Annotated in this window: 19 protein-coding genes; 5 read left to right on the top strand and 14 right to left on the bottom strand. The window is 68.2% G+C overall.

What is annotated here, in order from left to right:
- Nucleotides 1–65: 65 nt before the first annotated feature.
- Nucleotides 66–944 carry a dihydrodipicolinate synthase family protein gene (locus tag PVT71_RS22550; protein ID WP_353474728.1) on the bottom strand — a complete coding sequence of 293 codons (879 nt, stop codon included), beginning with the start codon at nt 942–944 and terminating at the stop codon, nt 66–68.
- 130 nt (nt 945–1,074) lie between these two features.
- Here PVT71_RS22550 and PVT71_RS22545 point away from each other — a divergent pair, with 130 nt between their 5' ends.
- The 4 genes from PVT71_RS22545 (at nt 1,075) to PVT71_RS22530 (ending at nt 3,775) form a co-directional block, all read left to right on the top strand.
- Entirely contained in the window at nt 1,075–1,440 is a 366-nt protein-coding gene (locus PVT71_RS22545) for a hypothetical protein (protein ID WP_353474727.1), read from the top strand.
- 66 nt (nt 1,441–1,506) lie between these two features.
- A complete protein-coding gene (locus PVT71_RS22540; protein ID WP_353474726.1) occupies nt 1,507–2,649 on the top strand; it encodes an acyl-CoA dehydrogenase family protein in 1,143 nt (380 codons plus the stop codon).
- Nucleotides 2,646–3,089: a MaoC/PaaZ C-terminal domain-containing protein gene (locus tag PVT71_RS22535; protein ID WP_353474725.1), complete on the top strand. Its 444-nt coding sequence runs from the start codon at nt 2,646–2,648 to the stop codon at nt 3,087–3,089. Before PVT71_RS22540 ends, PVT71_RS22535 begins: the two co-directional genes overlap by 4 nt.
- Before the next feature lie 14 nt (nt 3,090–3,103).
- Complete coding sequence (locus PVT71_RS22530) at nt 3,104–3,775, top strand: GntR family transcriptional regulator (protein WP_353474724.1); 672 nt, start codon at nt 3,104–3,106, stop codon at nt 3,773–3,775.
- A gap of 36 nt (nt 3,776–3,811) precedes the next feature.
- Here the strand turns inward: PVT71_RS22530 and PVT71_RS22525 are convergent, their stop codons facing one another.
- The 5 genes from PVT71_RS22525 to PVT71_RS22505 form a co-directional block, all read right to left on the bottom strand.
- Nucleotides 3,812–4,396 (bottom strand): hypothetical protein, encoded by a 585-nt coding sequence (locus PVT71_RS22525; protein WP_353474723.1) that lies wholly within the window; start codon nt 4,394–4,396, stop codon nt 3,812–3,814.
- Between the two features lie 115 nt (nt 4,397–4,511).
- Nucleotides 4,512–5,921 carry a dihydropyrimidinase gene (gene hydA, locus PVT71_RS22520; RefSeq protein ID WP_353474722.1) on the bottom strand — a complete coding sequence of 470 codons (1,410 nt, stop codon included), beginning with the start codon at nt 5,919–5,921 and terminating at the stop codon, nt 4,512–4,514.
- Nucleotides 5,922–5,996: 75 nt separating this feature from the next.
- The gene (locus PVT71_RS22515; protein ID WP_353474721.1) at nt 5,997–6,959 is read right to left on the bottom strand and encodes a TRAP transporter substrate-binding protein; all 963 of its coding nucleotides are present in this window, start codon (nt 6,957–6,959) and stop codon (nt 5,997–5,999) included.
- Nucleotides 6,960–7,015: 56 nt separating this feature from the next.
- Nucleotides 7,016–8,293 carry a TRAP transporter large permease gene (locus tag PVT71_RS22510; RefSeq protein ID WP_353474720.1) on the bottom strand — a complete coding sequence of 426 codons (1,278 nt, stop codon included), beginning with the start codon at nt 8,291–8,293 and terminating at the stop codon, nt 7,016–7,018.
- Entirely contained in the window at nt 8,290–8,871 is a 582-nt protein-coding gene (locus PVT71_RS22505) for a TRAP transporter small permease (RefSeq protein ID WP_353474719.1), read from the bottom strand. The genes PVT71_RS22510 and PVT71_RS22505 overlap by 4 nt, the downstream gene beginning before the upstream one ends.
- A 228-nt stretch (nt 8,872–9,099) precedes the next feature.
- Between PVT71_RS22505 and PVT71_RS22500 the strand changes: the two genes are divergently transcribed.
- Entirely contained in the window at nt 9,100–9,909 is an 810-nt protein-coding gene (locus tag PVT71_RS22500) for an aldolase/citrate lyase family protein (RefSeq protein ID WP_353474718.1), read from the top strand.
- Here PVT71_RS22500 and PVT71_RS22495 read toward each other — a convergent pair.
- The 8 genes from PVT71_RS22495 to PVT71_RS22460 form a co-directional block, all read right to left on the bottom strand.
- Nucleotides 9,875–10,804, bottom strand: coding sequence for a LysR family transcriptional regulator (locus PVT71_RS22495; protein WP_353474717.1), 930 nt, complete (start codon nt 10,802–10,804; stop codon nt 9,875–9,877). The two genes, PVT71_RS22500 and PVT71_RS22495, sit on opposite strands and share 35 nt — an antisense overlap.
- Before the next feature lie 66 nt (nt 10,805–10,870).
- Complete coding sequence (locus PVT71_RS22490; protein WP_353474716.1) at nt 10,871–11,158, bottom strand: hypothetical protein; 288 nt, start codon at nt 11,156–11,158, stop codon at nt 10,871–10,873.
- The gene (locus PVT71_RS22485) at nt 11,155–12,075 is read right to left on the bottom strand and encodes a dihydrodipicolinate synthase family protein (RefSeq protein ID WP_353474715.1); all 921 of its coding nucleotides are present in this window, start codon (nt 12,073–12,075) and stop codon (nt 11,155–11,157) included. Before PVT71_RS22485 ends, PVT71_RS22490 begins: the two co-directional genes overlap by 4 nt.
- The gene (locus tag PVT71_RS22480; RefSeq protein ID WP_353474714.1) at nt 12,075–13,004 is read right to left on the bottom strand and encodes a dihydrodipicolinate synthase family protein; all 930 of its coding nucleotides are present in this window, start codon (nt 13,002–13,004) and stop codon (nt 12,075–12,077) included. Before PVT71_RS22480 ends, PVT71_RS22485 begins: the two co-directional genes overlap by 1 nt.
- The gene (locus PVT71_RS22475; RefSeq protein ID WP_353474713.1) at nt 13,001–13,435 is read right to left on the bottom strand and encodes a MaoC/PaaZ C-terminal domain-containing protein; all 435 of its coding nucleotides are present in this window, start codon (nt 13,433–13,435) and stop codon (nt 13,001–13,003) included. The genes PVT71_RS22480 and PVT71_RS22475 overlap by 4 nt, the downstream gene beginning before the upstream one ends.
- Nucleotides 13,428–13,853: a hypothetical protein gene (locus tag PVT71_RS22470; protein WP_353474712.1), complete on the bottom strand. Its 426-nt coding sequence runs from the start codon at nt 13,851–13,853 to the stop codon at nt 13,428–13,430. The genes PVT71_RS22475 and PVT71_RS22470 overlap by 8 nt, the downstream gene beginning before the upstream one ends.
- A gap of 84 nt (nt 13,854–13,937) precedes the next feature.
- The gene (locus tag PVT71_RS22465) at nt 13,938–15,098 is read right to left on the bottom strand and encodes an acyl-CoA dehydrogenase family protein (protein WP_353474711.1); all 1,161 of its coding nucleotides are present in this window, start codon (nt 15,096–15,098) and stop codon (nt 13,938–13,940) included.
- Nucleotides 15,099–15,141: 43 nt separating this feature from the next.
- Complete coding sequence (locus PVT71_RS22460; RefSeq protein ID WP_353474710.1) at nt 15,142–16,344, bottom strand: CoA transferase; 1,203 nt, start codon at nt 16,342–16,344, stop codon at nt 15,142–15,144.
- Nucleotides 16,345–16,547 lie beyond the last annotated feature (203 nt).

Genomic DNA, 16,547 nt, shown 5'->3' with positions numbered 1-16,547 from the left:
CTGGTTCTTCCCTGTTGGGTTTCTCTCTGTTGGGGCGGATATTGTCCCCCGGCGCGCGACCGGGTTCAGGCCTCCGCCAGCAGCCCGAGATCCGTCATGATGGTTTCCAGCTCGGCGCGTTTGGCCTCGGGCAGAGGCAGGCGCGGCGGGCGCGGATCGCCCATCGGGCGTCCGACCATCTTCATCGCGGCCTTGGTGGCCGAGACGTAAAGGTCGCCCGCCAGCGCGTTGATCAGCGGCAGGCTTTTCACGTAGAGGTCGCGACCCTCTCCGGAGCCGTCGACCGTCCGCTCGAAGGTTTCAGCCGAGAGTTTCGGCGCAATGTTGGACATGACCGAGCTGTAGCCCTCGGCGCCCGCCAGGTAGCTCTCCCAAGGGTAGTAGCCGGCGAAGACGGTCATCCGGCCCTTGCAGGCCTCGAGCAGCTCGGTCACCCGGTGCACGTTCTTCGACGTGTCCTTGATGTAGGAGATGTTGTCGACTTCCGAGAGCCGCCCGACCAGCGCCGCGCTCAGGTCGACGTTGGCGGTGAACGGGTTGTTGTAGAGCATCACCGGGATCGACAGCGCCTCGGCGACGCGGGTGAAGTGCACCACCAGCTCGGCCTCGGTCGGCGAGGAGTAGTAGGGCGGCACCAGCATCACGCCGTCTGCGCCCAGCTCCTCGGCCTCGCGGCTCAGCGAGACCGCCTCGTCGGTCCATTCCGCGGCGGTGCCGATCAGCACCGGCACCCGGCCCGCGGCCTGCCGGATCACCGTCTCGGCGACGGCGGTGCGCTCGTCGCGGGTGAGCGAGAGGAACTCGCCGGTGCTGCCGAGCGGGATGAGGCCATGCACCCCCTCCTCGATCTGCCAGTCGACGTATCCGCGCAGCGCGTCGAGGTCGACGCGGCCCTCCGCATCGAAGGGCGTGACGCAGACGGTGTAGCTCCCCTTGAAGGTCATTCTTGTCCTTTCCGGCATCTCAGTCGCCGATCCAAAATTCTTGCAGTCACGTTTGATCTGATCAGATAATGAGTCAACACATCCCCCCAACGGCGCCCCTCCCCGCGCCCCTTTCCCAAGGAGACACCCCATGCCCTTCATCGAGATCATCGACCGCGACGCCACCGAGGAAATACGGGCGGTTGCGACGAAAGACATGACCGATGGTCTCTGCCAGGCCTTCGGGATCAAGCCGGAAATCGTCACCTGCTATTATTTTTCGGCCCCCAACTATTCCTACGGACATGCTGGAAAATACGGCGAAAACGCTGAAAACTTCCGCATGTTCATAAAAGTCCACGCTTTCCCGAGGCCGCAGGAGGCCAAGGAGTCGGCCGCGCGGGCGATCACCGGGGCGGCGGTGCGGGCCTACGGCGCCTCGCCCAAGGACGTCATCGTCTACTTTTTCGACCGCGACCCCTCGGACGCGTTCCATGCCGGGGTCGCCTCGGCTTGACCCGGCGCCGCCAGCCTGTGTAGCTGATGATCAGATAATATCAGCATCACCCGACAGGAGATCAGATTGGATCAGTTCTATTCCGAAGAGCAGCGCATGGTCCGCGACACCGCGCGCCGGCTCTCCGACGACGTGGTCGCCCCCGCGGCGGCCGCCATCGACCGCGACGACGAATTCCCCCGCCCGGTCTACGAAGCGCTCGCCGAGCAAGGGCTTTTCGGCGTCGCGCTGCGCGAGGAGGCGGGCGGCGTCGGGCTCGACGCCATGGCCGCCTGCATCGTCATGGAAGAGATCGCGCGCGGCTCGGGCGCGGTCGGCAATGCCTTCGCGATTCCCGTCGAGGCGGCGCTCTTCCTCGACCACCACGGCTCGGACCAGCACAAGGCGCTGATTCCCGGCATCCTCGAGGGCAAGGTGATTCCCGCAACCGCGGTCACCGAGCCCGACCACGGCTCGGATGTCGCCGCGATGAAGACCTCCGCCCGTCGCGACGGTGATGAATATGTCATCAAGGGCACCAAGGCCTGGGTCACTTTCGGGCAGGTCGCCGACGTGATCATGGTCTTCGCCAAGACCGATCCCGAGGCCGGGCACCGGGGCATTTCCTGCATTCTCGTCGAGACCAACCGTCCCGGCGTGATCCGCGGCAAGTCCGAGGAACTGCTCGGCATGCACGGGCTCGCCGAATGCATGGTCAGCTTCGACGAGGTGCGCGTGCCGGTCACCAACCTGATCGGGCCGGAGCACGGCGCCTTCAAGATGGCGATGGAGAACTTCAACTTCTCGCGGCTGATGATGTCGTCGATGGCGCTCGGCATGGCGCAGGCGGCGATGGAGGATGCCATCGCCTATGCCAATGACCGCAAGCAGTTCGGCAAGCCGATCTTCGAGCATCAGGCGGTGCAGTTCATGATCGCCGACATGGCCAAGGACATCGCCGCCGCGCGGCTGCTGATCCACAACGCCGCCAGGCTCTACGATGCCGGCAAGCCGATCGCGCTCGAAGCGGCGCAGGCCAAGCTCTTCACCACCGACATGGCGCAGGTGCACATCTCGAACGCGCTGCAGATCCATGGCGGCAACGGCTACTCGCGCGAGTTCCGGGTCGAGCGCCTGTTCCGCGACGTGCGGCTGAGCCAGATCTACGAGGGCACCAACCAGATCCAGCGCATGATCATCGCGCGGCAGGTGCAGAAGGCCTACGCATGAACCTCTCCTACGAAGACGTCGAGATCGGCCGCAGCTACACCACGCCGGACCACGAGATCACCGTGGCGGACATCGCGGACTTCTGCCGGCTGACGCGCGACCACCACCCCCTGCACACCGACGAGGCCTATGCGAAGGAGGCCGGTTTCCCGGGCATCATCGCCCACGGGCTCTACGGCCTGTCGCTGATGGAGGGGCTGAAGACCGAGCTCAGGCTCTACGAAGAAACGTCGATCGCCTCGCTCGGCTGGAACGACGTGCGCTTCCGGCACCCGATCGTCGCCGGGGATACGGTGCACGTCGAGATGGAGTTCACCGCCAAGCGCGAGAGCGGCTCGCGCCCTGCCGGAATTATCACCGAAGCGGTGCGGCTTCTGCGCGCTGACGGCACGTTGCTCATCGACGCCGAGCATATCTCCTTGATCCGCAAGAGCCCCTGACGGAAAGTCGCGCCATGCCAAACGAAGTGCTTGCCCTCGATGCCGCCCAGAACTCCGTGGACCAGGCCACCCGCCTGATCCGCGAGGACATCCTTTCGGGGCGCATCGCCCCCGGCGAACGGCTGAAGACCGCGGAACTGGCCAAGCGGCTCGGCTTCTCGACCATGCCGCTGCGCGAGGCGTTGCGGAAGCTCGAGGGCGAGGGGCTCGTCGCCATCGAGCCCAACCGCGGCGCGACCGTGCGCCAGCTCGACCGGGCCTACATCACCGACCTCTTCGAGCTGAACACCGAGCTGCGCATCTTCGCCGTGCGGCGCGGCATGGCGGCGCTGACGCTGGAGCGGATCCGCGAGTTGGAGACGCTCGCGGCCGAGTACCGCGCGCATCTCGACGCGGGCGAGGATCTGGAGGCCATCGACACCAACCGCCGCTTCAACGCGCGGCTGGTGGAGTACGGCGGCAACCGCGAGGCGCTGCGGGTGTTCCTGCGCGGCTGGGACACGATCTTCGCCTTCCGCCGCGGCTACGGCTACGGCACCGGGCGGCGGCGGGTCATGGCCGAGGAGATGCAGCTGCTGATCGACGCGCTGCGCCGGCAGGACGCGGGCGCGGCCGAGGCGATCCTGCGGATGCAGAACGCCGCGATGATGGAAGACCTCGTCTCGCGCATCGCGCCCGAGGGCTGAACGCTCGGAAGACCGCCCGCTTCCCGGCGGGCGGCGTCACGCGCCGTCGTCGAGCTCCAGCCAGAGCTTGCCCGCGCGGTAGCCGCCGCGCACGAGGTGGCCCTCGCGCGCGATCTCGGGATGCGCCTCGGCCCAGTCGCGATAGCGGTCGTTGGTGATGATCCGCGCGCCGCGCCCACGCGCGGCCTTGAGTATGACCTGATCCGCCGGAATGCCCTTGGACACGACCGTCACGCGGTCACGCGGCAGCCCGAGCAGCCTGCCGAGCTCGGCATTGTTCTGATACCTGCCGACCAGCTTGTAGCCGACGTTGGCATCGAAGACGACGCCGGGGGTGAAGCCGCGAGCCCGCAATGCATCCACCGCCTCGCGCACCGCGGCGAGCTCCGGATCGCCGCCGCGCCAGTACATGATGTTCGAGCCGTCGAGGATGATCGGCCTTCCCCGCGACGGTCTCCGCGCCGGGCCCCGCGCCCGCTCCGGCCAGGCCCGCAGCAGCAGGATCAGGCTGGCAAGCGCGCAGGGGATCGCAAGCAGGGCGACATCGGTAAGGCCGGGCTGGGAAAGGGCCGCGACGAGCCCGGTCAGCGAGGCGGCAAGAAGGAGAAGTGGCACGATCATGGCGGAACGCTATTTCAGTTCCCACATTCTGCCAAGGGATTGAAGGACCCTGCGAATCCGGCACGCGGCCAGGTGTTGCGGGCGGGCCTAGGCAGGGCCCGCCCGTGCCGCCCGGTCAGGTCCCGAAGGCCCGGCTGGTGCCGCGCTCGAGGTAGACGCCCGCGTCCGGCGCGCCGGTCACCTCGCCCTCCTCGAAGATGGTCTTGCCGCGCAGGATGGTGCGCACCGGCCAGCCGGTCACGTCCAGTCCCTCGTAGGGCGTGTAGTCGCAGTCGTGGTGCAGGAGGCTCTGCGAGATGGTCACCTCGCGCGCCGGATCCCAGAGCGTGATGTCGGCATCGGCACCCACCGCGATCGTGCCCTTGCGCGGGTAGAGGCCGAAGAGCTTGGCGGGGTTGGTGGCGGTCAGCGCAACGAAGCGCTCGATCGGGATGCGGCCCTTCGCGACCCCTTCCGAGAAGAGGATCGGCAGCCGGGTCTCGATGCCGGGGATGCCGTTCGGCACCCAGCGGAACGAGCTGCGCGCGCCCTCCACGTCCTTGCCCTTGGAATCCTCGAAGCGGAACGGGCAATGGTCGGACGAGAAGATGTCGAAGGTGCCGTCGCGCAGCCCCTCCCAGATCGCCTTCTGGCTGTCCATGTCGCGGGGCGGCGGCGAGCAGACGTACTTGGCCCCCTCGAAGTCCATGTTCAGCCCCTTGAGGTCCTCGGCGGTCAGCGTGATGTACTGCGGGCAGGTCTCGGCCCAGATGTTCATGCCGCGCCGCTTGGCCCACTGGATCTGCTCCATCGGATCGCGCCCCGAGACATGCACGATGGTGATCGGCACGTCGGTCAGCTCGGCGTGGGAGATGGCGCGGTGCGTCGCCTCGCGCTCGACCGACTGCGGGCGGCTCTCGGCGTGGTAGTAGGGCGCGGTCTTGCCCGCCTCCTCCAGCCGCTTGGCCATGTAGCGGATCGCGTCGTAGCCCTCGGCATGGACCATGACCATGGCCTTCTCGCGCCGGGCCACGTCGAAAACGTCGAGCAGCTGCGCGTCGTTCAGAACCATGTCGTCATAGGTCATGAAGACCTTGAACGAGGTGTAGCCGGCCTTGACCAGCGCCGGCAGCTCCTGCCCCAGCACCTGCGGCGTGGGGTCGGTGATGATCAGGTGGAACGAGGTGTCGACGTGGCATTTGCCTTCCGCCGCCTCGTGATAGGCCTGCACCGCCTCGCGCAGCGACTGGCCCTTCTGCTGCAGGGCAAAGGGCATGACGGTGGTGTTGCCGCCCGCCGCGGCCGAGCGCGTGCCGCTCTCGAAGCCGTCGGCCATGACCACGCCGCCGCCCTGGTGCTGGGCGAGGTGGACATGGGCGTCGATGCCGCCCGGAAGCGCCAGAAGCCCCGCGGCGTCGATCTCCTCGCGCGCGGGGCCGACATCCTCGGCGATGGTGACGATGCGGCCGTCCCTGATGCCGATCTCGGCGCGGATGCGGTCGGCGGCGGTGACGATCTCGGCGTTGCGGATGGCGGTATCGAGCATGTTCGGGTCTTTCGTGAGAGTCTGATCGGGCCCGCGGCGGATAGGGAGGGGAACACCGCGGGCCCGAAGGTCAGCTTACTGGGTCAGGGCTTCGAAGAGAGCCTTCTGGCCTTCGGTCGTAAGCTGGCTTTGGTAGAGCGGCTGCGAGGCTTCGATGAAGGGCGCGGTGTCCGGCGTGGTGATGTTGACGCCATGCTCCTTGAAGCTGTCGATCAGCGGCTGTTCCTGGTCGACGACGTACTGGCGCTGCCAGGCGGCGGCCTCGGATCCGGCTTCCATCAGCGCGGTCTGGATCTCGGCGGGCAGCGCGTCGAACGTGTCCTTCTTCATGGTCACCGGCGCGGTCATGTTGAGCCAGCCGACCAGCGCGAAATCGGGCGCGACCTCGTAGAACTTCATGCCGTCGTAGCCGGTCGAGGCACCCTCGGCCCCGTCGACCACGCCCGATTGCAGCGCGCCGTAGAGCTCGGCGTAGGACATCGGCGTGGGGTTGGCGCCATAGGCACGGAAGGCCTCGACGTGGATCGGGTTCTGCATGGTGCGGATCTTCATGCCCGCGAGGTCCTCCATGCTCTCGACCGGCTTCGAGGTCATCAGGTGGCGGATGCCCGAGGAGAAGACGGCGAGCAGTTGGAAGCCCGAGCCGTTGGCCGAGGATTCCATCATGTCCCAGTTGGCATCGACCTTCTCGCCGAGCGCCGGGATCGAGGGGAAGAGGAACGGCAGGTCGAAGACCTTGTAGTCCTCGACGTAGTTCGAGAGCATCGCGTTCGAGGTCATGCCCATGTCGAGCGAGCCGAGCATCACGCCCTCGACGGTCTGCTGCTCGTCGCCGAGCTGGCCGCCGGCGTAGATTTCCAGCGTGGCGGCGCCGCCGGATTTGGCCTCGAGCAGCTCCTTCATCTTCTGCAGGCCCATGTCCTGCACCTCGCCCGCGGCGTTGGTGTGGGCGACCTTGAAGGTGTAGTCCGCGGCGAAGGCGGGGGCCGAAACGAGCGCGGCCAGCGCCGCGATGGTGGTGAGAACCCTGTTGGACATCTTTGTTTTCTCTTTGGTTGAAGTTGCGTGAGTGGTGGAGGGGCGGCGCCCCGCGGTTAGAGCAGGACCGAGGGAAGCCAGAGGGAAATCGCGGGCACGAAGGTCACGAGCAGCAGCGCCACCAGCATGCAGCCGAGCGGCAGCCAGACCTTGCGCGAGACCTGCTCGATGCGGCGGCCGGCGACGCTGGCCGCGACGTAGAGGCAGATGCCGTAGGGCGGCGTGATCAGCCCGATCGACAGGTTCAGCGCGGTGATCACCCCGAACTGCACCGGGTTGATGCCGTAGCTCTGCGCCATGGGCAGCAGGATCGGCAGCAGGATCAGCACCGCCGAGATGCTCTCCATGAACATGCCGACGACGAGCAGCAGCAGGTTCACGATCAGCAGGAAGACGATCGGGTTGTCGGTGACCCCGGTCAGCCAGCCCTTCAGCATCGCCGGGAAACCCTGCGTCGCGATGATCCAGGTGAAGACCGAGGCGGTGGCGATGATGATCAGCACCGTGGCCGAGAGGCTGATCGCCCGCAGGAAGATCCGCGGCAGGTCGCGCGGCTTCAGCTCGCGGTAGATGCACATGGTGACGAAGAGCGTGGTGAAGAGCGCGACGCAAGCCGCCTCGGTCGCGGTGAAGACGCCGCCGACGATGCCGCCGATGATCACCACCGGCACCAGCAGGCCGGGGGCCGCGTCGATGAAGCCGGCGCGCAGGCGCTTGAGGGTGAAGGCCTCCTTGTCGCGGTAGGCCTCGCCGCCGCGGCGGGCGTAGAGCCAGCAGCCGACCATCAGCCCGACCATGACCAGCAGGCCCGGCACGATGCCGCCGAGGAACATGGCGCCGATCGACTGGTTCGAGGTGATGGCGATGACGATCATCACGATCGACGGCGGGATGATCGAGGCGAGCGAGCCCGAGGCCGCGATCACCGCCGAGGCAAGGTCGATGTCGTAGCGCCGCTTGCGCATCTCCGGCGTCATCACCGCGCTGATCGCCGCCGTGTCCGCCGAGCCCGAGCCCGAGATCGCCGCGAGCCCGGTGCCGGTGACGATCGAGACCATGTAGAGCGAGCCGGTGATCCAGCCGACGAGCGCGCTGGCGAGGTTGACGAAGCGCCTTGCGATGCCCCCCGCCTCCATCAGAAGCCCCGAGGCCACGAAGAAGGGGATCGCCATGAGGGTGAAGGAACTGATCCCGCCATAGACCCGCTGCGCCACGATCGAGATCGGTGCCGTCGTTGTCAGCTCGATCGCCAGCAGCGCGGCGATGCCGAGCGCGAGGACGATGGGCGTGCCCGAGATCAGCAGGACGAGAAAGCCGCCGCCAGCCCAGATCATGCTGCGCCCTCCTGCCCGGCGTCGGCCGCGCCGCGGCGCGGGTCGAGCACGCGCGGCAGCGTGGTCACCGCGAATTCGATCAGGAAGTAGCCGAAGCCCACCGGCAGCGCCATGTAGGGCACCGCCATCGGGATGCGCAGCGCCGGGGACTTGACCACGAAGCCGATGGCCAGCATCGACAGCGAGCCGACGACCACCACGCCGAGGAACCACAGCCCCAGCAGCAGCCCCGCCCCGTTGCACAGGCGCTGCACCGGCAGCGGCGCCTTGCGGATCACCATGTCCACTCCGACGTGCTGGTTGTGGCGCATCGCGATCCCGGCGCCGAGCAGCGTCAGCCAGACCTGCGCGAAGGTGGCGGTCTCCTCGCTCCAGGCGATCGAGTAGTTGAAGACGTAGCGGCCGATGATCTGCACCGCGATGGCGCAGGCCATGTAGGCGAGCAGCAGCAGCGCCACCCCGTCCACAAGCCGCCGCAACGCGGTCAGGCCCAGCCCGAGAAATCTGATCAAGTTCTGAAGCACCGCACCATCGTGCAGCTTTGTCGCTCCGCTGTTGCCGGACGCCCGATCAAGCATGGCGCACCTCCTTCTGTCTCGACGCTGCGCGGGTAGCCAAAAGCGGACCACGCGTCACGATTGTCGGTTTTGAACTGAGGTTACCGGCATCGGCGCACCGGAGAAGGCTTGGGTCTATAAATTTCGTAATAGGAACTATTTAACGCCCCGATTTTCCGAATATTCCGGAAAAATCTGATCTACCATTCCGATAACACAAAAGCGAACAGATCAAAAAGCGATCAATCAATGAGTATCAGATCAAATATCGGGCAGGAAGAAAACACCCTTCGGCCCCGCTTCGGCCTCGCCTTCTGCCTTCTCGGGCGGGCCGAGGCAATCCTGCTCGCGCGCGGGGCGGGATTCGACTTCGCGGTGATCGACATGGAGCACGGGCCGCTGGGGCTCGGCGATCTCGGGCAAGCGGCGGCGGCAGGGATCGCGTCGGGCCTGCCGGTCTTCGGGCGGGTCACCGGGCCTTCGTCGCCGGACATCGCGCGCGTGCTCGACTGCGGCGCGACGGGGGTGATCGTGCCGCATGTGGACAGCGCCGAGGACGCCGCGCGCATCGCGCAGGCTTGCCGCTTCGCGCCGCGCGGCGGGCGCGCCCTGCCCGGCCCGCTGCCCGTTCTGGACTACCGCGTGCTGCCCGCGGCGGAGCTGACCGACGGGGCCGAGCGGCGGGTCGAGGTGATCGCGATGATCGAAAGCGCCGCAGCGCTGGCGGCGGTGGAAGAGATCGCCGCGACCCCGGGCATCGACATGCTGATGATCGGCAGCAACGACCTTGCCGACGGCATCGGCCGGCGCGGCGATCTTGCGCATCCCGAGGTGCTGGCGGCCTTCCGGCGCATCGCCGGGGCGGCGCGGCAGGCCGGCATCGGGTTCGGGGTGATGGGGCTGCCGGCTGCGCTGGTGCAGGGCCACGCGCTCGATCTCGGCGCCGCGACGTTGGTCGCGACGAACGAGACCAACCTGATCGTCGAGGGCGGCGCGGCGATCCTGCGCGATCTGCGCGGCAAGCTCAGCCCTGCAGCGGGCGCAGGCTCTCGGCCCTGACCTCGGCAAGCCGGATCGCCACCCTCTCGCGGAAGGCCTTGATGAAGCGCTGGGTCTGCCGCGAGGGTGGCTTGGTCCGCGACATGGCGGCGCAGAGGTCGAAATGGATCTCGGGGCCATAGGGGCGGATCACCAGCCCCGGGCGCATGGCGGTGAAGGCGGAAAGCTCGTCCACCAGCGCCACGCCCCAGCCGTCGCGCACGATGCGCGCTGCGGCGTTCATGAAGCGGGTCTCGATGGTCGGGCGGTAATCCTGCCCGCGGGCGCGGAAGCTGTCGGCCAGCATCAGCCCGATGCGGTTGGCGACCTGCGGGCCGACCATCGGCCGCTCGGCAAGGTCCTTGGGGTTCACCACCTCGAGCTTGGCCAGCGGATCGCTCTCGTCGCAGAGCACCACCGGGCGCAGCTCGTCTATCAGCTCGTAATCCAACGCCTGCCGCTCGAAGGGCGAGAGTGCGAAGGCCACGTCGGCGACGCTGTTCTCGACCACCTGCAGCACGCTGTCGAGCGGCCGCGTCTCTAGCGAGATCTGGATGCGCGGGTATTCCCGCGCATAGTCGGCGATCACCCGGGGCAGCACCGCCTCGCTCAGCTCGGCGGTGGAGGCGATGCGGATGCGGCCGATCCGCCCCATCCGCAGGTCCGCCGCGCGCTGGTTGACCGCGTCGCGCAGCAGGAAGAGCGGCTCGGATTCCTCGAGCAGGATCAGCGCTTCCTCGGTGGGGGACAGGCGGTTGCTCACCCGCTCGAAAAGCGGGAACCCCAGCACCGTCTCGATGTGGCGGATGGTGTTGGAGATCGAGGGCTGCGACATGCCGAGGCGTTCCGCCGCGCCGACGGTGGTGCGATACTGCACCACGGCGCGCAGGATCTCGAGCTGCCGGAGGTTCAGCATGTCGCCGATCGGATATCCCTGCACCGGCGGTCGCGCGCCGGCCCTTTCCTGTCCCAAGCCGCCGCCTCAGCTCTGCGTCAGGCGGATCCGGTGGAAGTTCCGCACCTTGTCGCTGAAGGGCCCGAACCCCTTGATAGCATTGAACTCAGGCGTTTCATAGGCCTCGGGCCCGGTGATCGTGTAGATCGCCACGTGCCGCGGGCCGCCCTCGATGCACTTCTCGCGGCGGGCGTCGAGCCAGCCCGGGCAGGCAAGGATGTCGGGCAGGTGCCTGGTCTCGTACCAGGTGTCGAAGGCGGCCTCGTGCTCGGGGTCGATGTCGACGAAGACGATGTGGGTTTGCAGTTGGGTCACAGGATCAGGTCCAGGCAGGGGCGCAGGGCGGTCATCAGGGCGTCGAGCTCGGAGCGCTCGATGCGCGGGGTCGGGGCGCGGCAGGCGGGGCTGTCGATCCGGCCAAGCTCGGCAAGGCAGGCCTTGAGCCGGGCGGCGGCAAGGTGGCCGGGCGCGGCATAGACCAGCTTGGCAAGGTCAAAGAGCGCCTCGTGGATCACCCGCGCCTCGTCGATCTCGCCGGCGCGCACATGCGCGTCGAGCGCGGTGATCAGCTCGGGCACCAGCGCCGAGAGGCTGACCGCCGAGCCGTCGCTGCCAAGCAGGAAGCAGGGAAAGAGATGCTCGTCGCCCGAGGCCATGACGGCGACGTCCGGGCGCATCTCGCGGGCGATGCGGCGGGTGACCTCGTAGGCCTTGGTCTCCCAGCTGCCTTCCTTGATGCCCACGACGCTGTCGATCTCGAGCAGCCGGCGCAGCACGTCGGGCGTGTAGGCGAGCCTGAACGAGCCGACCGAGCCCTGGAACAGGTAGACCGGCGCGCCGGTCGCCTCGGCGATGCCGCGGTGATGCGCGACGATGGCGCGCGGGTCGGCCCCGAGCGCCCAGGAGAAGGGCGCGAAGACCATCACCGCGTCGGCCCCGGCCTTGAGCGCGGCCTGCGCGTCGGCGGCGGCGGTGGCGGTGCTCTCGGCGCTGACCGCGGCGAGGATGCGGCGCTTGCCAGCCACCTCGCGGGCGATGCGCACCACCTCGGCCTGCTCGGCGCGGGTCATGTAGATGCCCTCGCCCGCGTGGCCGTTGAGCAGCAGGCCCGCCTGCCCCGGATCGGAAAGCACGGTCTCGAAATGGCGCACGAGGCTGGCGCGGTCGAGCGCGCCCTCCCCGGTCATCGGGCAGATCGTCGCAGCGTAGAGTCCGCCGTGGCGCACGGTCATCAGAGAACCTCCGCCGCGATCAGCGCCATGCGCACGCCTTCGCGGACGGCCTCGGACTGCGGCAGGAGCGGCAGGCGCGGCGCGGCATTCCTGATCACGCCCATCATCTGCAGCCCGTCCTTCATCCGGGTGTGCATGTCGACCACCGGCGCGGGGCCGTAAATCGCCCGCACCACCGGGTAGAGCCGGTCATTGGCGGCGCGCATCTTCGCCAGATCCATCTCCTCGGAGGCCCGCCAGAGGTCCGCCAGCAGCCCCGGTACGAGGCTGGCGAGCCCCGACAGGATGCCGTCGCCGCCTAGTGCCACCTGCGCGAAGAACCAGTGGAAGTTCGACGGCAGGATCGCGGTATCCGGCCCCGCGGCCTTCACCGCGCGGCGGTTCTCGTCATAGGCCAGCAGCGTCGCCGAGCCTTCCTTGATCGCGATGACCTCGGGGATCTGCGCGATCTCGGCCAGCACCGGCGTCGAAAGCCCGAAGCCCGAGGCGATGGGGAACTGGAAATGCGAGAGCGGCATCTGGATCTCGCGCGCCAGCAGCTCGTACATCCGCACCGCGGCGGCGGTGTTTGCGTTGCCGCCCCCCAGCGCCTCGGGCGGGAAGATCACCGCGACATCGGCCCCGGCCTCGCGCAGCGCCTCGGCCTGCCGCAGCGCGTCGGGAATGCCGGTGGGCACGATGCCGGCGAGCAGCGGGCGGCCCGCGCCGATGTGGTCGCGGGTGCGGCGGATCACCTCGATCTTCTCGGCATCGGTGAGCGCGGTCGCCTCTCCGGCGTGGCCGTTGACGAAGACGCAATCGGTGGTCGCCGGTTGGGCGCAATGGTCGAGCACGGCGGCATAGCCGTCCCAGTCGATCGCACCCGCCTCGTCGAAGGGCAGCACGGTTGCAACGGTGATGCCGCGAAGATCCTTGCCGGTCAGGGTCATGTGGTCACTTTCTTTCTGGGGAATTTCAGCGTGGCGTCGACCTTCAGCACCTCGACGCCCTCCTCGTTCTTCGCGCTGGCCTGCCAGTCGACGGTGCGGCTCTCCTCGTCCTTGGCGGAGATCCAGATGTCGAAGGTGATCGTGTCGCCGTAGCGCACCGCGCCGGTGAACCAGAAGCTGTCGCGGATCGACACGCCGAGCGTGCCGACAAGCTCGGCCGTGAGCACCGAGGTGCAGATGCCCGCCACGAGGATGCCGGGCGCGAGGCGCGTGCCGAAACGGGTGCCCGAGGCATAGTCCTCGTCCACGTGCACCGGGCCGAAATCCCCGGTGCAGGCGATGTACATGGCGCCGTCGGCCTCGGTGATCGTCTTCGAGACGCTCACCCGGTCGCCGACGCCTAGCTCGTCGATCTGGCGGATGTCATACATCGGCGGCCTCCGGTGCGGCCACCTCGACAGCAACGGGTGCAAGCCGTGCCTCGCCCTCGATCACCTGCTCGTCGCCGACCGTGCCCGACAGGAGGCAGGTGAGCGTGCCGTTGGTCGCGCCGATCGTGGCGGTGGCGGCCAGCGTCTCGCCGAGCGTCAGCGCGCGCGAGAAGCGGAAGGAGATCGCCGCGATGCGCCAGCCGGGACCGGCGAGCCGTGCGAGCGCCGTGGTGAAGAGCGCGCCGGCGGCCAGCTCGAACACCGCCATGTCGGCAAGCCCCTGCGCCTGCGCCTGCCGGCGGTCGACGTAGAGCCCGCCGAGGTTGCCCGAGATGCCGGTGAAGAAGCCCTGCTCGGCGACGCTCATCGTCTTGCGGAAGGTGACCGACTGGCCGGGCTGGGGAAGATCCTGTGTCATCGAGGTCTCGTCTCGTCTGGCGGGGGACGCCGGGGGCCAGCCCCCCGGACCCCCCGGAGTATTTTCGGAAAGATGAAGGGCGGGTCAGAGGGTGAGGCCGCGCTTGATCACCGAGCGGGCGATCAGCATGCGGTGCACTTCCGAGGTGCCGTCGTAGATGCGGGTGACGCGGGCGTCGCGGTAGATGCGCTCGAGCGGCAGCTCCTTGGTGAAGCCGTAGCCGCCGAAGACCTGGATGCCGCGGTCGGCGACGCGGCCGAGCATCTCGGAGGCCTGCACCTTGACCATCGAGACCTTGTCGCGCGGGTCGAGCCCCTGGTCGACCTCCCAGGCGGTGTTGAGCACCATCATCCGGGTGGCGAAGATCTCCATGGCGCTGTCGGCGATCATCTGCTGGACCATCTGGAACTCGCCGATCGGCTGGCCGAACTGCTGGCGGGTGGCGGCATGCTCGCGCATCATCTCGAGCACGCGGCCCGCCATGCCCACGGCGCGCGCGCCGATGTGGCCGAGGCGGATGCCGCCGACATTGGCCATCATCACCTTGAAGCCGTTGCCGACCTCGCCGAGCACATTGCCCTTCGGGATGCGCACGTCGTCGAAGACCAGTTCGGCATGGCCGTAGCCGCGGTGGCCCATCATCGGCTGGTTGCGCATGACCTTGAAGCCGGGCGTGCCCTTGTCGACGATGAGAAGCGTGATGCCGCCGCGGGCGCGCTTCTCGGCATCGGTGACCGCCATGACGATGACGTAGTCGGCGATGTCGCCGTCCGAGATGAAATGCTTGGTGCCGTTCAGCACCCACTCGTCGCCGTCGAGATGGGCGTTGGTCCGGATCGCCGCCGCGTCCGAGCCCGCGCCGGGCTCGGTGATCGCCATGGCGCAGATCTTGTCGCCCTTGACGGTGGGATAGAGGTATTTCTCGCGCACCTCGCCCTCGAAGGCCTCGAGCATCGGGTAGACCTGCCCGAAGATGCGCCGGATCAGCGCGTCCGAGGTCTGGCCGAGCTGCTCCTCGACGAGGCACATGTCCATGACGCCAAGCCCCGCGCCGCCGACCTCCTCGGACATGTTCATCGCGTAGAAGCCCAGTTCCTGCGCCTCGGCCTTCACCGAAGCCAGCTTTTCGGGCGGGATCCGCGCGGCCTCTTCGGTTTCCTGCTCGAGCGGCTGGACCTTCTCGCGCACGAAGCGGCCGACCGCGTCGGTGACCATCTTCATCTCGTCGGAGATCGTGAAATCCATCTGTGCTGTCCTGTTGGCTGTCTTGTCTGGGAGGGAGGGCGCGTCAGCTGCGCATCTTGTCGGTCTGGACCACGGCGCCCGAGGCGAGCAGCGCCTCGATCTCCGCCTCGGCGAAGCCCGCCTCGGCCAGCACCTCGCGGCTCTGCCCGCCAAGCGCCGGGGGCGCGAGGCGCACGGGCGGGGTCTCGCCGTCGTAGCGCACCGGGTGGGAGAGCATGACCATGGGCGTGCCCCTGCCGCTCGGCACCTCGGTGAAGGCCCCGAGGTGCTGCACCTGCGGATTGCGCTTGAGCCCGTCGTAATCCTGCACGACCTCGTGCCAGACGCCGGCCTCGGTGAGCTTCGCCGTGGCCGCGTCGGTGGAGAGCTGCGCCATGCCCTCGGCCACCATGCGGGAGATCTCGCCGCGCTTCGAGAACCCGTCCTCGGCGGAAAGCCCGGCCAGCGCCGGCAGGCCGAGCGCGCCCGAGAGCTGCGGCGGCGTCGACATCGAGATCATCACGTGGCCGTCGGCGGTGGCGTAGATGCCGTAGGGCGCGGGGCTGAACCAGTTGGCCATGCCGTCGCGCCCGCGCGGCCCGGCGCGGTCGGCGCCGTTCATCCAGGCGGTGATCGACTCGCCCTGCAGGTCCATGGCGGCCTGCAGCATGTTGACCTCGACCCGGCGGGCCACGCCGGTGCGCTCGCGCTCGAAGAGCGCGGCGACGATCCCGGCGACGGTCAGCGCGGCGGCATGGTGGTCGATCGGCACCGAGCCCACGGCGACCGGGCCGCTCTCCATGCTGCCGGTATGCGCGGCAAGGCCCGCCATCGCCTGCAGCAGCACGTCCTGCCCCGGGCGCTTGGCATAGGGGCCGTCGGCGCCGTAGCCGGTGGTGGCGGCATAGATGATCCGCGGGTTCACCGCGCGCATCTCGGCCTCCGAGAGGCCCAGCTTGTCGAGCGTGCCGGGGCGGAAGTTCTCCATCACCACGTCGGCGGTGGCGATGAGCCGCTTCACCGTGGCGATGCCCTCGGGCGACTTGAGATCGACGGCGATCGAGCGCTTGTTGCGTCCCGTCGTGATGTGGTTGACCGAGGTGTCGTCGACGAAGCGGTTGGCCACGGCCCAGTTGCGCTGGAAGGCGCCGGTCAGCGGCTCGACAGTGATCACGTCGGCGCCGATGTCGCCGAGGTGCTGCGCGGCCGCGGGGCCGGACAGGAAGTGGTTGAAGCTCAGTACTCGGATTCCGTCAAGCGCGCCCATCACGATCCCTCTGTCGGGCCTTCTGTCGGCCCCTCTGTTGGCATGAGGGAGAGCCTAGGGCCTTTGGGGCGGGCAGAGAATATACGCGGCTATGATATGTCGCGGGGAGAAAATTTGATCTTCGAATACTTGGCGTGCGAGGGCCCCCGGTCCCGCCCTTCTCCTCCTCCGCCGAGGGTGGGCAAGGCGCGGGCTAAGCCGCT

This window comes from Salipiger sp. H15 (assembly GCF_040409955.1).
Classification (GTDB): domain Bacteria; phylum Pseudomonadota; class Alphaproteobacteria; order Rhodobacterales; family Rhodobacteraceae; genus Salipiger.
The sequence above is the reverse complement of the archived record's forward strand: the minus strand, read 5'-3'. Positions and strand labels throughout refer to the sequence as shown.